The sequence below is a fragment of the Cellulomonas sp. genome, assembly GCF_035634735.1.
GTDB lineage: Bacteria > Actinomycetota > Actinomycetes > Actinomycetales > Cellulomonadaceae > Cellulomonas.
In genome coordinates this window covers 14,980-31,716 of record NZ_DASQCJ010000030.1, presented here as the reverse complement: position 1 = coordinate 31,716, position 16,737 = coordinate 14,980, and the positions used below count along the sequence as shown (strand labels likewise).

The window sequence follows — 16,737 nt, the reverse complement described above, 5'->3', positions numbered from 1 at the left end:
GAACGCCGCAAGACGTTCCTGCCGGCCGGCTGACGTGGGTCAGGCGCCGACGTAGGCCGCGAGGTGCTCGCCGGTGAGGGTCGATCGGGCGGCGACGAGGTCGGCGGGCGTGCCCTCGAAGACGATCCGGCCGCCGTCGTGGCCGGCTCGGGGCCGAGGTCGATGATCCAGTCGGCGTGCGCCATCACCGCCTGGTGGTGCTCGATCACGATCACCGACTTGCCCGAGTCCACGAGCTGGTCGAGCAGGCCGAGCAGCTGCTCGACGTCGGCGAGGTGAAGGCCGGAGGTCGGCTCGTCGAGGACGTAGACGCCGCCCTTCTCCGCCATGTGGGTAGCCAGCTTGAGCCGCTGTCGCTCGCCGCCGGACAGCGTGGTGAGCGGCTGGCCCAGGCTGAGGTAGCCGAGCCCGACGTCGGACAGCCGGTCCAGCACCGCGTGCGCCGCCGGGGTGCGCGCGTCGCCCTCGCCGAAGAACGCCTCGGCCTCGGTCACGGACATCGCGAGCACCTGGCTGATGTCCTTCCCGCCGAGGGTGTACTCCAGCACGGAGGCCTGGAACCGGCGGCCCTCGCACTCCTCGCAGGTGGTGGCGACGCCGGCCATCATCCCGAGGTCGGTGTAGACGACCCCCGCGCCGTTGCAGGTCGGGCAGGCGCCGGCCGAGTTCGCGGAGAACAGCGCGGGCTTGACGCCGTTGGCCTTCGCGAACGCCTTGCGCACCGGCTCCAGCAGGCCGGTGTAGGTCGCCGGGTTGCTGCGCCGGGAGCCGCGGATCCCGCCCTGGTCGATCGCCACGACGCCGTCCCGCTTCGACACCGAGCCGTGGATCAGCGACGACTTGCCCGACCCGGCCACGCCGGTGACGACGGTCAGCACGCCGAGCGGCAGGTCGACGTCGACGTCCTTCAGGTTGTGCGAGGAGGCGCCGCGGACCTCCAGCACCCCCGTCCTCGTGCGCACGGCCGGCTTGAGCGACGCCCGGTCGTCCAGGTGCCGCCCGGTCAGCGTGCCGCTGCGCCGCAGCTCGTCGACCGTCCCCTGGAACACGATCTCCCCGCCGCCGGCGCCGGCGCGGGGGCCCAGGTCGACCACGTGGTCCGCGACGGCGATGGCCTCGGGCTTGTGCTCGACGACCAGGACCGTGTTGCCCTTGTCCCGCAGCCGGAGCAGCAGCTCGTTCATCCGCTGGATGTCGTGCGGGTGCAGGCCGATGGTCGGCTCGTCGAACACGTAGGTGACGTCGGTGAGCGACGAGCCGAGGTGCCGGATCATCTTGGTGCGCTGCGCCTCGCCGCCGGACAGCGTCCCCGAGGGGCGGTCGAGCGACAGGTAGCCGAGGCCGATCTCCACGAACGAGTCGAGGGTCTCCCCCAGCGCCTCGAGCACCGGCGCGACCGACGGCTCGTCGAGGCCCCGCACCCACGCCGCCAGGTCGCTGATCTGCATGGCGCAGGCGTCCGCGATGCTGATCCCGCGGATCTTCGACGACCGCGCGCCCTCGTTCAGCCGGGTGCCGCCGCACTCCGGGCAGGTGGTGAACGTGACCGCCCGCTCCACGAACGCCCGGATGTGCGGCTGCATGGCGTCGACGTCCTTGGCGAGCATCGACTTCCGGATCTTCGGGATGATCCCCTCGTAGGTGAGGTTGATGCCCTCGACCTTGATCTTGGTCGGCTCCTTGTGCAGCAGGTCCGCCAGCTCGCGCTTCGTGAAGTCGCGGATGGGCTTGTCCATGTCGAAGAACCCGCTGCCGGCGAAGATCCGGCCGTACCAGCCGTCCATCGTGTAGCCGGGCACGGTCAGCGCGCCGCCGGCGAGCGACTTGTCCGCGTCGTACAGCTGGCTGAGGTCGAAGTCCTGGACGTCGCCGCGGCCCTCGCACCGCGGGCACATGCCGCCCGTGACGCTGAACTCGCGCCGCTCCTTGGTCTGGACGCCGCCCTTGTCGAACGTGACGGCCCCCGCGCCGCTGACCGACGCCACGTTGAACGAGAACGCCTGCGGCGAGCCGATGTGCGGCTGCCCGAGCCGGCTGAACACGATCCGCAGCATCGCGTTCGCGTCCGTGACGGTGCCGACGGTCGAGCGCGGGTTGGCGCCCATCCGCTCCTGGTCGACGATGATCGCGGTCGTCAGCCCGTCCAGGACGTCGACGTCCGGGCGGGCGAGCGTGGGCATGAACCCCTGGACGAACGCGCTGTACGTCTCGTTGATCATCCGCTGCGACTCGGCGGCGATGGTCGCGAACACCAGCGAGCTCTTCCCCGAGCCCGACACCCCGGTGAACGCCGTGAGCCGGCGCTTCGGGATCTCGACGTCGACGTCCTTGAGGTTGTTCTCCCGCGCGCCCCGCACGCGGATCAGGTCGTGGCTGTCGGCGACGTGCGGCGGCGTCGCCGCCTCCGTCCGCGTGGCGGTCATGGGGTCTCCGTCCGGGATGTCGCGATGGTGGCGAACCAGGGTGACCGCGCGGCCCGCCCGCGCGCAAGGACCAGCCGCCCCCTGCGTACCACCCGGGCGCCGTCCAGGTAGCGGCGGCGCGCGGGGCCCGCGCCGCAGGGGTGAGCGGTCAGCGTCGGGCGAGCGCCGCCCGGAACGGCCGGAAGAACTCCCGCAGCTCCCGGGCGTACGCCTCGGGCTCCTCGATCGGCGCGAAGTGCCCGCCGCGGGGCGGCTCGGTGATCCGCACGGCGTTCGCGCTCCGCTCGAGCCACGCGCGCGGCGGCCGCACGACGTCGTCGGGGTAGATCGCGAACCCGGACGGCACCTCCACCCGCCGCGCGAGCTGCTCGGGCGGGATCGCGGCGTTGGCCCGGTACATCCGCATCGACGACCCGATGGTGCCGGTCAGCCAGTAGATCGTCAGGTTCGTCAGGATCTGGTCCCGGGTCAGCGCGCCCTCGGGGTCGCCGCCCCCGCCGCTCCAGGACCGGAGCTTCTCGCCGACCCAGGCCGCCAGGCCCGCGGGCGAGTCGGTCAGCCCGACCGCCAGCGTGTCGGGCTTGGTGCGGTGCGCGATCGCGTAGGCGCCCTCGGCCGCGACCCAGCGGGCGCCCTCGGCGATCCAGGCGCGCTCCTCGTCGGTCACCGCGGCGGGGTCGACGTGCGGGCCCGGCATCCCCGCGTCGGTGCGGTGCGCCGCGACGACCCGGTCCGGGTGGTCGAGCGCCAGGTACCGGGTGACGTGGCTGCCGATGTCCCCGCCGGCGGCGCCGAACCGCTCGTGACCCAGCGTCGTCATGAGCTCCGCCCACAGCCCGGCGACCGCGATCGAGTCCAGCGCCGTCGCCGGCCGGTCGGAGTAGCCGAACCCGGGCATGTCCGGCACCACGACGTCGAAGGCGTCGGCCGGGTCGGCCCCGTGCGCGCCCGGGTCGGCGAGCAGGTCGACCACCTCGGAGTACCGCCAGAACGAGTCGGGCCACCCGTGGGTCAGCACGAGCGGCAGCACGGGCCCGGTCGGCGCGACCGCGCGCGCGTGCACCACGTGCACGCCGAGCCCCCCGACCCGCACCCGGAACCGCGGCAGCCGGTTCAGCTCCGCCTCGCGCGCGGGCCAGTCGAAGTCCTCCGCCCAGGTGCGCGCGAGGTCGCGCAGCCAGGCGACGTCCACCCCGGCCGACCAGCCCGCGTCCTCGGGGACGTCCGGCCAGCGCGTGGCGCGCAGCCGCCGGCGCAGGTCGTCGAGCGCAGCCGGGTCCGCGCGCGGGGCGAACGGCTCGGGCGTCGCGGGGGCGGGGCCGTGCTCGGCGTGCGGCATGGGGTCACCGTAGGGCCGGAGGACGCGCGCGCGGGAGGGGTCAGCCGCCGATCCGGACCGGCTCCTCGGTTCCCGCGTACAGCGCGCCGTCCCAGGCGTACACCCACCCGCCGGCCTCCGGGGGCAGCGGCACCCGCCACCGCGCCGCGCCCGAGCGGAGCGACCACGCGACCATCCGGCCCGCGCCGTCGCGGTCCTGCTCGACGAGCAGCAGCGACCGGCCGTCGGTGAGGGGCGCGAGCCAGTTCCCCGACACGTCGCGCACGGGCTCGCCGTCCGGCCCGACCTCCCGGGTGGTGCGCCACACCCGGTGCCCGTCCCGGGCGTCGACCGCCCAGGCCGCGGTGGCGTCGACCCCGTAGAGCACGCCGTCCAGCAGCACGAGGGCGCCGTCGACCGACCCGTCGAGGGTCGACTGCCACCGCGCACGCCCGGTGTCCGCGTCGACGGCGCGCAGCGTCCGGTCGCCGTCCACGACCGCGCACAGGATCTCGACCCCGGGGACCGACCCGTCGTCGACGGCCAGCTGCACCGGCAGCGCCGGGACGACGGCCGTCCCGCTGCCGTCGGCCCCCGCCAGCCGGACCGAGCCCGGGTCGCCGTCCTGCACCAGCAGGCCACCCCCGCGCCCGACCCAGACCTGGCTGCCCGCCGCCTGCACCGCGCCGTCGGCCGCACCGAGCACGTGCACGCGCCCGCCGGCCCACACGAGCACGTGGTCGCCCGCCGGCTGGAGCTGCGGGTCGAAGATCGGGTCGAGGAGGAGCCCCGCCAGCTCCGCCGACCAGAGCGGCTCCTCCGTCGCCACGTCCTCGGCGCTGACCCGCACGGTGCCGCCCGGGAGCACCTCTCCCAGAACGAGCAGGGCGTCGTCGGCGGTGACCGACACCTGCGGGGCCACCTCGCGCTCCGCGACCACGGCGCCCGTGGCGGCGTCGAACGTCAGCAGCCGGCTGCGGGTCGCCGGCTCCTCCCGCCAGCCGCCGTCGCCCGTGAGCGTGGCCGGCCGGTCGGCCACGAGGCACCGCACCCGCGCCACCCCCGGCCGGCCGGCCGGGCCGGCCGGCCAGCACTCCGGCGCCCGCATGGTGGGCTGCGCGGTGGCCTCGGCCTGCGTCTCCACCTCCGTGCGCCAGACCTCCGCCCCGCTGCCCGGCTCCACCGCCAGGACCGCCCGGGGTCGGCCGAAGTCGATGCCCTCGCCGGCCACGATAAGGCCGCCCGCCTCGACGCCCGCGGTCGGGCGCGGGTCGGCCTCGTCCTCGCCGAGCGGCGTCGCGCGCAGGTCGGGCCCGACGTCGTACCGGACGACGCCCTCGACCTCCCGCGCGGCGGCGACGCGGTCCCGCTCGCGCGCGTCCAGCACCACCTGGACCGTGCCGGCGACGACGACCGCGGCGGCGGCCGCCGGCCACCAGCGCAGCAGCCGCCGGCGCCGGGCTCGCCGGCGGGCGTCGCCGGCGTCCCCGCCCTCGGCCGCGGCGGAGGCGTCGGGCTCCTCGCGGAGCTCGACCTCCCGCATCGCCTCCTGGCCGGCCATGCCCGCAACCTACGGGCTCCGGGCACGCGCGCGGGCGCGTTCCGCGACCGGATGGTGCAGATGCGGTGACGCCGCGCGATCCCTATTGATATTCGATCGATTCCGCGCGATCCTCGATGGCATGTCACTCGACCGCTGGGCCACGGCCCTGCTCCGCATCGCCCTCGTCGTGCTGTTCGGGATCCTGGTCGTCTTCCAGACCCTGTCCCTGCCCGGCCAGTTCCGGTACCTCGCCGAGCAGAACCCCGAGGACGCGGCGCTCCGGTGGCCCGCCACCGCGATCACCGTGTTCTGGGTGCTGTGCGTGCAGGTCGTGATCGTGGCGACCTGGCGGCTGCTCACCCTCGTGCGCCGGGACCGGATCTTCACCGAGGCCTCGCTCGGCTGGGTCGACGCGATCGTGTGGGCCGTCGCCGCCGGCTGGCTGGTGCTCGTCGGCGTGCTGCTCTGGGTGGGCCTGCACGCGGACGACCCCGGGCTGCCGATGCTGCTGTTCCTCGCGACCGCGGTCGTCACCGTCGTCGCCCTGGTGCTGCTGGTCCTGCGGGCGCTGCTGCGCCAGGCCACCGCGCTGCGCACCGACCTGGACCAGGTGATCTGATGCCGATCGTCGTGCGGATCGACGTCGAGCTCGCCCGCCGCAAGATGAGCGTCGGCGAGTTCGCCGAGCGGGTCGGGCTCACTCCGGCGAACGTGGCGGTGCTCAAGAACGGCCGCGCCAAGGCGGTGCGGTTCAGCACGCTCGACGCCATGTGCCGCGTGCTGGGCTGCCAGCCGGGCGACCTCCTGGAGTGGGTCGAGGAGGAGTGAGCCCGCGCGCCCGTCCCGCCGAGCGGGCAGCAGGTGTCCCCTCCGGTGGCCCGGTAGGGACACCTACCGCCCGCTCGACGGGGCCCCGGCGCGCGCGATCGCCCGGACGCGGTCCGCGGTGCGCGCGGGTGGCTCCTCCCCCGTGACCAGCACGTGCGTCGCCAGCGCCCGCGGCGCGGGGTCGTCGAGCCAGCCCGCGAGGAAGTCGTGGCCGTCGCGGACCCAGTCCGTCCCCTTCGTCGCGAGCGACCGCGCCCGGAGCACGCGCAGGGCCTCGTCGCGCACGGCCGCGGGGAGCAGCAGCACCACCGACCCGGCCCGCGCCAGCGCCGCGGCCACCGCGGACCGGTGCGCCGGGTCGCCGTACGACGTGTGCCCCGCCCCCAGCGCGAGCACCGCGCCGGGGTGGTCCGCCACCAGCCGCCCGACCGCGTGCGCCCGGGCCGGCTCCCACTCCCGCTCGGCGGCCGCCCGGCCCACCGCGGCGATCCGCTCCCGCAGACGGTCGAGGTCCCAGCCCACCTCGCGGTAGTAGCGCTCGCCCGCCTCGTCCGCGTCGACGAACGGCACCCCCAGCGCGTCGGCGGCCGCGGCGCCGACGGTCGACTTGCCGCACGCCGCCGGGCCGACGAGCACGAGCAGCGGCCCGCGGGGCCGGGACGGCGCGGCGGCGGGGACGGCGGCGGGCTCGGAGGGCACCGGCCGAGTCTGCCGCACGGGCCGCGCGCGGCCCGGCCCGGCGCGGCGCCCGGCCGCCCCGACCGCGGCTGGCACACTCGTCGGCGGCAGCCCGCCGGACCGAGAGGACCCGACCGATGTCGTTCCAGGCCTACCTCGACGCGATCGAGGACAAGACCGGCAGGACCCCGCGCGCCCTCGTCGAGGAGGCCCGGGCCCGGGGTCTCGACGGCGCCGACGTGAAGGCCGGCGCGATCGTCGCCTGGCTGGCCGAGGACTACGGCCTGGGCCGCGGCCACGCGATGGCCCTGGTGCACGTCATCAAGAAGGGCCCGCAGATCGACGCCAAGCACGTCGGCACGACCGGCAGCCACCGCGACGAGTCCGGCACGCTCTGGCTGGACGGCAGGGCCACGAGGCCGAGCTGACCCGCCGCGGGCCGCTCAGCAGGACAGATGCGAGGGCGGCGGTCAGACTTCCGGCGTGAGGACGATCGGTGTCGAGGAAGAGTTCCTGCTCGTGGCGGAGGACGGGTCGCCCCGGGCCGTCGCGGCGGCCGTGCTGCAGCACGCGTCGTCCCAGGACGGCGAGGACGACGCGGGCGAGCCGGGCGGCAACCTGGAGAAGGAGTTCGCCCAGGAGCAGATCGAGACGTCGACCCACCCCTGCACGGACCTGACGGCGCTGCTCGAGCAGGTGCGCGCGGGCCGGTGGCACGCCGACTCCTCCGCGCAGCACGCCGGCGCGCGCCTCGCCGCGCTGGCCACCTCGCCCCGGGACGTCGAGCCGACGGTCGTCGTGAACCGGCGCGCGCAGGACATCGCCGCGGCGTTCGCGCAGACGGCGCGCGACCAGCTCACCTGCGGGTGCCACGTGCACGTCGAGGTCGCCGACGACGAGGAGGGCGTGCGCGTCGTCGACCACCTGCGGCGGTGGAACGCGGTGCTGCTGGCCCTGTCCGCGAACAGCCCGTACTGGCGCGGCGACGACTCGGGCTACCAGAGCTTCCGCTCGCAGGTCTGGGGCCGCTGGCCGACCGCCGGCGCGACGGCCCCGTTCGGCGACGCCGCGACCTACCGCGCGACGGTGCAGTCGCTGGTCGACAGCGGCACCATCCTCGACACCGGGATGGTCTACTTCGACGCCCGGCTGTCCGCCCGCTACCCGACGGTCGAGGTGCGCGTCGCGGACGTCTGCCTCGACCCGGAGGACGCGGTCCTGCTCGGCGCGCTGGTCCGCGGCCTGGCCGACACGGCGGCCGACGGCGGCGACCGGGACCTGGGCCCGGAACCGCGCGCCGAGGAGGTCCGGGTGGCCGGCTGGCGCGCCGCGCGCTCGGGGCTGACCGGCGACCTGGTGAGCCCGCTGACCGCGCGGCCGGTCCCGGCGGCGCAGGCCGTCGACGAGCTCGTCCGGCACGTGACCCCGGCGCTCGAGCGCTCCGGCGACCTGCCCTGGGTCCGCGACCACCTCGCCACGCTGCTCCGCCGCGGCAACGGCGCGCAGCAGCAGCGACGCTGGCGGCAGGAGGGCGCGGACGACGCCGAGCTGGTGCGACGCGCGGTGCGGAGCACGCTCGGCTGAGGGATCGGGGGCCACGGGGCGGCCCCGGGGCCCGGCGTGACGCACGCGACACGGCGGCGCCGGCCCGCTGACCTGCGTCGTCGCGGCGCGCGCCGGCTGTGCCCAGGGTCACCCGCCCGCCCTCGCCGCGCGTTCACGGGACCTTCACGCCAGACTGGAACACTGAACGGTCCCCGGACGTTGACCCCACCGAACAAGCGATACGTCTGTACGTCAAGGCACGGAGGTCCCTGATGTCGAACCGGTCCCTGCGCGGTATGCGCATCGGGTCCCACAGCATGGAGACGGACGAGGGCGTCGACTTCGCGCCGCGTCTCCAGGCGTACTACGACTGCCCCAACGGGCACACGATCATCCTGCCGTTCTCGGTCGAGGCCGACGTCCCGGTGGTGTGGGAGTGCCGGTGCGGCGAGGAGGCGCTGCTGCGCGACGCGTCCAAGCCGGAGCCGAAGGCCACCAAGCCCCCGCGCACCCACTGGGACATGCTGCTGGAGCGCCGCACCATCAAGGAGCTCGAGGAGCTGCTCGACGAGCGCCTCGACCTGCTCCGCGCCGGCAAGCTGCGCCGGAGCGCCTGAGCCTTCCACGGGAGGCCGTGAGCACGGGCCCTGCACCCTCGGGTGCGGGGCCCGTCGTCGTGCGCCACGCGCCCGGGTCAGCCCCGGCGGCGCGCCGCCCGGCGCACGAGGTCGCGCACCTGCCGCGCGCGCTCCTGCGCGCCCCACACGGTGACGCGCACCAGCGCCTCGACGACGATCGACCGGCTCATCTTCGACCGGCCCTCCGCCCGCTCCACGAACGTGATGGGAACCTCGACCACGCGGCCGCCCGCCCGGAGCACCCGCCAGGCCATGTCGATCTGGAAGCAGTAGCCGTGCGACGCCACCTCGCCCAGCGCGAGCCCGCCGAGCGCCGCCGCCCGGTACACCCGGAACCCGGCCGTCGCGTCCCGCACCGGCAGGCCCATCGCGAGCCAGGCGTAGGTGTTCGCGCCCCGGGAGAGCAGCTGGCGGTGCAGCGGCCAGTTGACGACCCGGCCGCCGCGGACCCAGCGCGAGCCGATCACCAGGTCGGCGTCCGGCACGCGCTCCAGCAGCCGCGGCAGGTCCTCGGCGCGGTGCGACCCGTCGGCGTCCATCTCGACCACGGCGTCGTAGCCGCGCTCGAGCGCCCAGCGGAACCCGGCCACGTACGCCGTGCCGAGGCCCTGCTTGCCGGTGCGGTGCAGCACCCGGATGGCCGGCCGGCCGCGCTCCTCGGCGTCGGCGGCGGCGATGCGCTCCGCGAGCTCCCCGGTGCCGTCCGGCGAGGCGTCGTCGACCACGAGCACGTCCGCGTCCGGTGCGTGCAGCCGCAGCGCCGCCAGGGCCCGCGGCAGGCTGTCCCGCTCGTCATAGGTGGGGACGACGACCAGCACCCGGCCGGCGGGACCCGCGCCGGCGGCCGGCGTCACGCCGCGCCCTCCGGGCGGTCGTCCCGGCGCACCCGCCACGCGCCCGCCGTCCCGGCGACGGTCATGACGACCGCCAGCGCCCCGACCACGCCGCTCGGCCACGCGCCCAGCACCGCCGCGGGGGTGAGCGACTGCCGCAGCGGGAGCCGGGCCACGAGCTGGTCGGCGGTGAACAGCTCGGTGTCCTGCGCCACCGTCCCGTTCGGCGCGATGACCGCGCTGACGCCGACGGTGCTCACCTGCACGGTGGCCCGCCCCAGCTCGACCGCGCGCAGCCGGGCCATCGCCAGCTGCTGGGTCGACTCGGCGGAGTAGCCGAACGAGGCGTTGTTGGTCTGCACCACCAGGACCTCGGCGCCCTCGCGCACCGCCTCGCGGACGATGCCGTCGTAGGCCACCTCGAAGCAGATGACGTCCCCGATCTGGACGGTGCGGCCGAGCCGCGCGGACTCCAGCGGCACCACGCCCGGCTCCGTGCCGGCGATCATGTCGTTCTGCACGAGGTCCACGGCCGAGGAGAACGGGCGGACGAGGCTGCGCAGCGGGATGTACTCGGCGAACGGCGCCGGCCGCTGCTTGGAGTACGACGCCACCGGACCCACGCCGGGCTCCCAGAGCAGCGACGTGTTGTAGCGGCCGCCGGACTCCGGGTACTGGATGGTGCCGATCAGCATCGGCGCGCCGACCGCCTGCGCGGCGGCGTCGATGTCCGCCGCGGCCTCGGCGTTCACCTCGGGGTCGATGTCGGTGCCGTTCTCCGGCCACAGCACGAGGTCGAGGTCCCCCGGCTCCACCTGGTCGAGCAGCGCGTACGTGCCGGCGAGGTGGTTGTCGAGCACCTCCCGCCGGGTGTCGAACGCGTGCAGCCCCGGCTGCGAGACGTTGCCCTGCACCGCCCCGACCGTCAGCGCGCCGTCCTCCGCGCGGGTGTCCATCGGGACGAGCAGGCCGACGACGACCACGCCGACCGCGAGGGCGACCCGGCCGAGCAGCGGCAGCAGCGCGAACCGGCGCGCGGCGAGCCAGGCCAGCGCCAGCGCGACGCCCGCCGCCGCCACGGCCGCCGACACCAGCGGCGCCCCGCCGAGCCGCGCGAGCGCGAGCACCGGCGAGTCCGCCTGCGAGAACGCCAGCCGGCCCCACGGGAACCCGCCGAACGGCCAGATGCCCCGCAGCTCCTCGACCGCCACCCACAGCACCACGAACACCACGAGCTGCAGCGACGCCCGCCGCCACACCGCCTCGCCGCGCCGGGCCCAGGACCACGCCGCGCCGAACAGGGCGACGAACCCGGCCTCGGCCACCGACAGGGCGAGCCACGGCACCGCGCCGACGGCGACGTCGGCCCACGTGAGCAGCGGCACGAAGAACGCGAGACCCCACAGGAGGCCCAGCAGGGCGTTCCACCGGGCGCTGTCGCGGCGCATCGCGAGGAAGAGCAGGGCCACCCCGGGTGCGGCCGCGTACCACCAGCCGAGGTCGGGGAACGCGGTCCAGGTCAGCAGGCCGCCGAGGACCGCCAGGACCGCGCTCCACCAGCGGGAGGGGTCACGGAGCGGCACCGCGCCAGGGTACGGCACCTCGCTGTCCGGCCGGTGCCACGCGGGGTCGGGGGCGGGTGCGGCGTCCGACCACGCGGCGTGCGCGGCCCGCAGCGGGCCCGGGCTCGCCTGCCGCGGGTGGGCCGCGGCGACGCCGCGGGGACGTCGCGTCAGCCACCGCGCCGGTCCGAGCCCCACCCGGCCGGGGTGAGGCCGACCGACCGGCCCGCGTGTCCTTCGTACCGCACGACCCCGCCTGGGCGGAGCCCGTTCTCTAGTGAACACGCGGGCCTGGTCGGAGCCCGACGTGGTCCGGGCGTCCTTCCCCCTGGGGCGCTCACCGTGCGGCGCCTCTGCCGGACCACTGCCGAGAACCTACCGAAACGGTGGGGGGTGTCAAGGGCGCCGAGGGGCCGCCGGACGGCGTCCGCGCAGGTCGCGAGGCGCGTCGCGCCGTGCCGGATTTGTCCAGATGGTCGAGACGCTTCGGCGTGTCGCCCGGCGTGTCGGGATCGCCCCTCGCGGCACCCCCGACACCCCCGCCCGGGTGACGCCGCGCCCCGCGCGGAGCAGCGGATTCACCCGTCCGCGCGACGCGGGGGTGGGGAGGCGCTCTCCGCGTTCGGGGCGGCGGACGCCCCAGCGCCTCCGATGCGGAAGCCGCGCACCGCAGCCGCTCGGGGCGCGGCGGCGGCCAGGGCGGAACCAGCGCGGCGCGGTGCCGCAGCCCGGCGGCCGGGCGGCCGGGCGGCCGCGCGGGTCGGCGGGTCAGCCGAGCGCGTCGTGCAGGACGACGCCGGCCCGCACCGTGCGCACGCACTCCGGCAGCGGCTCGCCCTCGCGGAGCGCCGGCAGCACCCCGCCGGGGTCCGCCGTGCCCTCGGGCAGCCGCCAGATCGCGAGGTGCGCCGGCGCCCCGACCGAGAGCTCGCCGGCCGCAGCGCCCCCGGCTCCGCCCGCGCGGCCCGCCGCCGCCCAGCCCCCACGGGTGTGCGCGGCCAGCGCCGCCGCGACCGGCAGCCGCTGGTCCGCCGTCCGGTGCCGCACGGCCGCCCGCACGGCGCCCCACGGGTCGAACGGCGTCACCGGGCTGTCCGAGCCGAACGCGAGCGGCACGCCCGCCGCGCGGAGGTCGGCGAGCGGGTGCAGCGACGCCGCCCGGCCGCGCCCGAGCCGCGCGGCGTACGCGCCGTCGTCCCCGCCCCAGGCGTCGTCGAACGCCGGCTGCACCGACGCGGTGAGGCCCAGCAGGACGAGCGCGGCGAGCGCGGGGGCGTCCAGCATCGAGGCGTGCTCCAGCCGGTGCCCGGCGGCGCGGACGGCGTCCACGCCCTCGACCTCGGCGGCCACCCGGAACCCGAGCAGGACCTCGTCGAGCGCCCGGTCGCCGATGACGTGGAACGCGGCGGGCAGCCCGGCGCGGGTGGCGGAGGCGACGTGGTTGCTCACCTGCTCGGCGGTGAGGTCGAGCCGGCCCGCGGGGTACGGCCAGCCGTCGGGCGCGTCCGCGTACGGGGCGCGCAGCGCGGCGGTCCGGCTGCCGAGCGAGCCGTCGGCCGCCAGGTCGCCGCCGACGCCCGCCAGACCGGGGACCGCGGCGGCGAGCGCGCGCACGTCGTCGGTGGTCTCGCAGAGCTCGGCCCGGAAGCCGACGACCAGCGGCAGCGCGGCGGCCGGGTCGGCGGTCAGCGCCAGGAGCGCGGCCAGGCCCGCCCGGGTGTCGGTGTGCGGGGCGCTCTGCTCGTGCACGGCGACCACCCCGGCCCGGGCCGCCGACTCGAGCGCGCCGCGGTACCGGGCGTCCCGCACGTCGGCCGGCAGGTCCCGGAGCGCCGCGCGCGCCGCCGCGTGCGCCTCCCCCGTCACCAGCCCGTCCGCGCGCCACCCCGGCAGGGCGCGGAGCCCGAGCACCTCGGCGAACGACGTGGACACGACCCCGGCGTGCAGGTCGACCCGGCCGAGGTAGACCGGCGCCCCGCCCGCGGCGGCGTCGAGCTCGTCCCGGGTCGGCGGGCGGCCCTCGGGCCACGCGTCCTCCGCCCAGCCCCAGCCGGTCAGCGGTGCGCCCTCCGCCGCGAGCCGCCGCCCGACCGCGCCCGCGGCCGCGTCCCGCACGGCGGCCAGGGCCTCGGCGAGCGACGCGCACGCGCCGAGTTCGACGCCCGCGCGCACCAACCCGGTGTCCAGCACGTGCGCGTGCGCGTCGACGAACCCGGGCGTCACCAGGGCCCCGCCCAGGTGGACCACCTCGTCGGCCCCGTCCGTCAGGCCGTCCGCCTCGTCGGCACCGCCGACCCACGCGACCGCCCCGTCGACGACCAGCAGGGCGGAGGGGGCGTCGGCGGTCGCGGGCGCGGCGAGGACGGCAGGCGTCACCACCGCACCGCCCCGGTACAGGGTGGTGCTCACGCGGGAACGATAACCGGGCAGGTCACGGGCGGCCCGCCGGGGTCCGCGCCGCCCGCGACCGCGCGTGCGCCCGCGAGCCCCGCTCAGGTCCCGGCGTACGCCACCACGCCGCGGCGCACCGCGGTCACCGCCTTGCGCGCCGTCTCCCGCAGCCGGGCGTCCGGGGCCGCCTTGGCGACCTGGTCCAGCACGTCGACGACCTGCTTGCACCACCGCACGAAGTCGCCCGCCGCGAGGTCGGCGTCCCGGAGTACCGCGTCGAGCCCGCGCCCGGCCGCCCACCGGTGCACCGGCGCCACCAGCCCGAGGTCGAGCGGCTGGGTCGACTCGATGCGGCGCGCGCTCTCCAGGTCGTCGAGCTCGGACCAGATGCGCGTCGTCGCGTCGAGGGCGATCCCCAGCCGGCTCGACGGCCCGCCGGGCACCGCGGGGCTGCGGTCCCGGTCGTCCCGGCGCGCCGAGTACACGACCGCGGACACCGCGGCCGCGAGCCCGGGCACGTCGAGCTCCGCCCACGCGCCCCGGCGCAGGCACTCGGCGAGCAGCAGGTCGTTCTCGGCGTAGATCCGGCGCAGCCAGCGGCCCTCGTCGGTGACGACCGTGCCGCCGTCGTCGCCCGTCGCCAGGTAGCCGAGCTCGTCCAGCACCTCGCAGATCCGGTCGAACACGATCGCGATCGACCCGGTGCGGCCCTCGATCCGCCGCACCAGCGCCCGGTGCTCGCCCTCCAGCCGGTACCACCGCTCCGCCCACCGGGCGTGCTCCTCGCGGTCGGGGCACTGGTGGCAGGGATGCGCGCGCAGCTCGCGGCGCAGCGCGGCGATCGCCTCGTCCTCGTCCTCCGCGACGGCCCGGCCCCGGCGGCGGCTCGGCACCGCCCCGGTGATCCTGCCCGCGTTGATCTCGCCGCGGAGCGTCGCGGCGAGGTCGCGCCGGTGCGAGGCCGCCCGCGGCGAGAAGCCCTTCGGCACCCGCAGCCGCCCGACGGCCCGGATCCCGTCGCCGACCTCCTGCACCGACAGCCGGCGCACCTCGCGCTCGGTGGTCAGCACCATCGGCCGCGCGCCCTCGAAGCCGCCGTGCGCGCCCGGGTCGACGACCACCGCGTAGGTGGACCGCCGCCCGCTCGGCACCGCGACCACGTCGCCGACCGACAGCCCCTGCAGGCTCGCCGCCGCCTGCTGCCGCCGGGCCGCCGCGCTCGCCCGGTGCACGCCCCGCTCGCGGTCGGACAGCTCGCGGCGCAGCGCGAAGTACTCGCCGAAGTCGCCGAGGTGGCAGGTCATCGCCTCGGCGTAGCCCTCCAGCGCCTCGGCGTGGCTCTGCGCCTGCCGGGCCAGCCCGACGACCCCGCGGTCGGCCTGGAACTGCGCGAACGACGTCTCCAGCACCTCGCGCGCCCGGACCCGCCCCACCTGGGCGACCAGGTTGACCGCCATGTTGTACGTCGGCCGGAACGCCGAGCGCAGCGGGTACAGCCGCTTCGACGCCAGCCCGGCCAGCGCCATCGGGTCCAGGTCGCCCCGGCCCAGCACCACGGCGTGGCCCTCGGAGTCGATCCCCCGGCGCCCCGCACGGCCGGTGAGCTGGGTGTACTCCCCCGGCGTGATGTCGACGTGGTGCGAGCCGTCCCACTTGACCAGCTTCTCCAGCACCACGGACCGCGCGGGCATGTTGATGCCCAGCGCCAGCGTCTCCGTCGCGAACACGACCTTGACCAGCCCGCGGGCGAACGCCTCCTCGACCGTCTCCTTGAACGCCGGCAGCATCCCCGCGTGGTGCGCCGCGACGCCCCGGACCAGCGCGTCGACGAAGCCCCAGTAGCCGACGACGTCCAGGTCCTCGGGCGCGATCGACGCGCACCGGGTCTCCGCGATGAACCGGATCTCCTCCGCCTCCGCGGGCGACGTCAGCCGCAGCCCGCCGGCGAGGCACTGCGCCACCGCGGCGTCGCAGCCGGCCCGGGAGAAGATGAACACGATCGCCGGGAGCAGGCCCGCCTCGTCCAGGACGTCGACCATGACGGGCCGCGGGACGGGACGCGGACCGCCGCCGCCACCCGGTCCGCCGCCCCCGGGACCGCCGCCCGGCCGGCGCCCGCCCGGGCCCCGGTAACCGCGGTCCCCCGCGCCCCGGCGCCCGCGGTGCGGGGCGTCGGACGCGCGCTCGGCGCGCCGCAGCAGGTGCGCGAGCTCGGGGTTGATCGGCGGGTTCTTGCCCGGCGCGGTCGGGTCGACGTGGCCCGCGTAGAGGTCGAGCAGGTCGTCGCGGACCAGCACGTGCTGGCCGAGCGGCACCGGCCGGTGCTCGCTCACCACCACGGCGGTGTCGCCGCGCACCGTGCGCAGCCAGTCGCCGAACTCCTCGGCGTTCGACACGGTGGCGGACAGCGACACCAGCTGCACGTCGTCGGGCAGGTGGATGATCACCTCCTCCCAGACCGGGCCGCGGAACCGGTCCGCGAGGTAGTGCACCTCGTCCATCACGACGAAGCCGAGCCCGTCGAGCGTGCTCGACCCGGCGTACAGCATGTTGCGCAGCACCTCGGTCGTCATGACCACGACCGGGGCCTCGCCGTTCTGCGTCGTGTCGCCGGTCAGCAGGCCGACCTGCTCCGCGCCGTACCGCCGCACCAGGTCGTGGTACTTCTGGTTCGACAGCGCCTTGATCGGCGTCGTGTAGAACGCCTTGCGGCCGGTGGCGAGCGCCAGGTGCACGGCGAACTCGCCGACGACGGTCTTGCCCGCGCCGGTCGGGGCCGCGACGAGCACCCCGCTACCGCGCTCGACCGCCTCGCAGGACTCCACCTGGAAGTCGTCGAGCGGGAAGTCCAGGAGCTGCCGGAACCGGGCGAGCTCGCTCTTCTCCGCCTGCGCCCGGCGACGCGCGGCGGCGTACCGCTCGGCCGGGGACAGCTCGTCGGGCTCGGGGGTGCGTGCCGTGCTGCGTCGTGCCACGCG

At 76.6% G+C, this 16,737-nt stretch carries 12 protein-coding genes and 1 pseudogene; 5 read left to right on the top strand and 8 right to left on the bottom strand.

Annotated elements, in window-relative coordinates:
- Positions 1–39: 39 nt before the first annotated feature.
- From VER05_RS02645 to VER05_RS02635, 3 genes and pseudogenes are all read right to left on the bottom strand, one after another.
- Positions 40–2,423, bottom strand: a pseudogene (locus VER05_RS02645) (ATP-binding cassette domain-containing protein).
- A 148-nt stretch (positions 2,424–2,571) separates the two neighbouring features.
- Positions 2,572–3,762: an epoxide hydrolase gene (locus tag VER05_RS02640; protein WP_324843844.1), complete on the bottom strand. Its 1,191-nt coding sequence runs from the start codon at positions 3,760–3,762 to the stop codon at positions 2,572–2,574.
- Between the two features lie 40 nt (positions 3,763–3,802).
- Positions 3,803–5,302: a PQQ-binding-like beta-propeller repeat protein gene (locus tag VER05_RS02635; protein ID WP_324843843.1), complete on the bottom strand. Its 1,500-nt coding sequence runs from the start codon at positions 5,300–5,302 to the stop codon at positions 3,803–3,805.
- Between the two features lie 121 nt (positions 5,303–5,423).
- On the opposite strand from VER05_RS02635, the gene VER05_RS02630 reads away from it, so the two are divergent.
- Positions 5,424–5,903, top strand: coding sequence for a DUF2975 domain-containing protein (locus VER05_RS02630; protein WP_324843842.1), 480 nt, complete (start codon positions 5,424–5,426; stop codon positions 5,901–5,903).
- Positions 5,903–6,112 (top strand): helix-turn-helix transcriptional regulator, encoded by a 210-nt coding sequence (locus VER05_RS02625; protein ID WP_324843841.1) that lies wholly within the window; start codon positions 5,903–5,905, stop codon positions 6,110–6,112. Before VER05_RS02630 ends, VER05_RS02625 begins: the two co-directional genes overlap by 1 nt.
- A gap of 63 nt (positions 6,113–6,175) precedes the next feature.
- Here VER05_RS02625 and VER05_RS02620 read toward each other — a convergent pair whose 3' ends face one another.
- Complete coding sequence (locus VER05_RS02620) at positions 6,176–6,811, bottom strand: shikimate kinase (RefSeq protein ID WP_324843840.1); 636 nt, start codon at positions 6,809–6,811, stop codon at positions 6,176–6,178.
- A gap of 116 nt (positions 6,812–6,927) precedes the next feature.
- On the opposite strand from VER05_RS02620, the gene VER05_RS02615 reads away from it, so the two are divergent.
- The 3 genes from VER05_RS02615 to VER05_RS02605 all read left to right on the top strand — a co-directional run bounded on the left by VER05_RS02615 (position 6,928) and on the right by VER05_RS02605 (position 8,952).
- Positions 6,928–7,218: a DUF4287 domain-containing protein gene (locus tag VER05_RS02615; RefSeq protein WP_324843839.1), complete on the top strand. Its 291-nt coding sequence runs from the start codon at positions 6,928–6,930 to the stop codon at positions 7,216–7,218.
- A gap of 55 nt (positions 7,219–7,273) precedes the next feature.
- Positions 7,274–8,374: a glutamate--cysteine ligase gene (locus VER05_RS02610; protein WP_324843838.1), complete on the top strand. Its 1,101-nt coding sequence runs from the start codon at positions 7,274–7,276 to the stop codon at positions 8,372–8,374.
- A gap of 233 nt (positions 8,375–8,607) precedes the next feature.
- The gene (locus VER05_RS02605; protein ID WP_147793582.1) at positions 8,608–8,952 is read left to right on the top strand and encodes an RNA polymerase-binding protein RbpA; all 345 of its coding nucleotides are present in this window, start codon (positions 8,608–8,610) and stop codon (positions 8,950–8,952) included.
- A 77-nt stretch (positions 8,953–9,029) separates the two neighbouring features.
- Here the strand turns inward: VER05_RS02605 and VER05_RS02600 are convergent, their stop codons facing one another.
- The 4 genes from VER05_RS02600 to VER05_RS02585 form a co-directional block, all read right to left on the bottom strand.
- Entirely contained in the window at positions 9,030–9,827 is a 798-nt protein-coding gene (locus tag VER05_RS02600) for a polyprenol monophosphomannose synthase (protein WP_324843837.1), read from the bottom strand.
- A complete protein-coding gene (gene lnt / locus VER05_RS02595; protein WP_324843836.1) occupies positions 9,824–11,389 on the bottom strand; it encodes an apolipoprotein N-acyltransferase in 1,566 nt (521 codons plus the stop codon). Before lnt ends, VER05_RS02600 begins: the two co-directional genes overlap by 4 nt.
- Positions 11,390–12,136: 747 nt before the next feature.
- On the bottom strand, positions 12,137–13,777 hold the full coding sequence (locus VER05_RS02590) for an amidohydrolase (RefSeq protein ID WP_324843835.1): 1,641 nt from the start codon (positions 13,775–13,777) through the stop codon (positions 12,137–12,139).
- Positions 13,778–13,860: 83 nt separating this feature from the next.
- Entirely contained in the window at positions 13,861–16,734 is a 2,874-nt protein-coding gene (locus VER05_RS02585) for a DEAD/DEAH box helicase (RefSeq protein ID WP_324843834.1), read from the bottom strand.
- Positions 16,735–16,737 lie beyond the last annotated feature (3 nt).

Bases quoted from the DNA above. Each gene is read 5' to 3' on its own strand.
- VER05_RS02605 (WP_147793582.1), top strand. From the start codon at position 8,608: ATGTCGAACCGGTCCCTGCGCGGTATGCGCATCGGGTCCCACAGCATG.
- VER05_RS02630 (WP_324843842.1), top strand. From the start codon at position 5,424: ATGTCACTCGACCGCTGGGCCACGGCCCTGCTCCGCATCGCCCTCGTC.
- VER05_RS02640 (WP_324843844.1), bottom strand. From the start codon at position 3,762: ATGCCGCACGCCGAGCACGGCCCCGCCCCCGCGACGCCCGAGCCGTTC.
- VER05_RS02635 (WP_324843843.1), bottom strand. From the start codon at position 5,302: ATGGCCGGCCAGGAGGCGATGCGGGAGGTCGAGCTCCGCGAGGAGCCC.
- VER05_RS02625 (WP_324843841.1), top strand. From the start codon at position 5,903: ATGCCGATCGTCGTGCGGATCGACGTCGAGCTCGCCCGCCGCAAGATG.
- VER05_RS02615 (WP_324843839.1), top strand. From the start codon at position 6,928: ATGTCGTTCCAGGCCTACCTCGACGCGATCGAGGACAAGACCGGCAGG.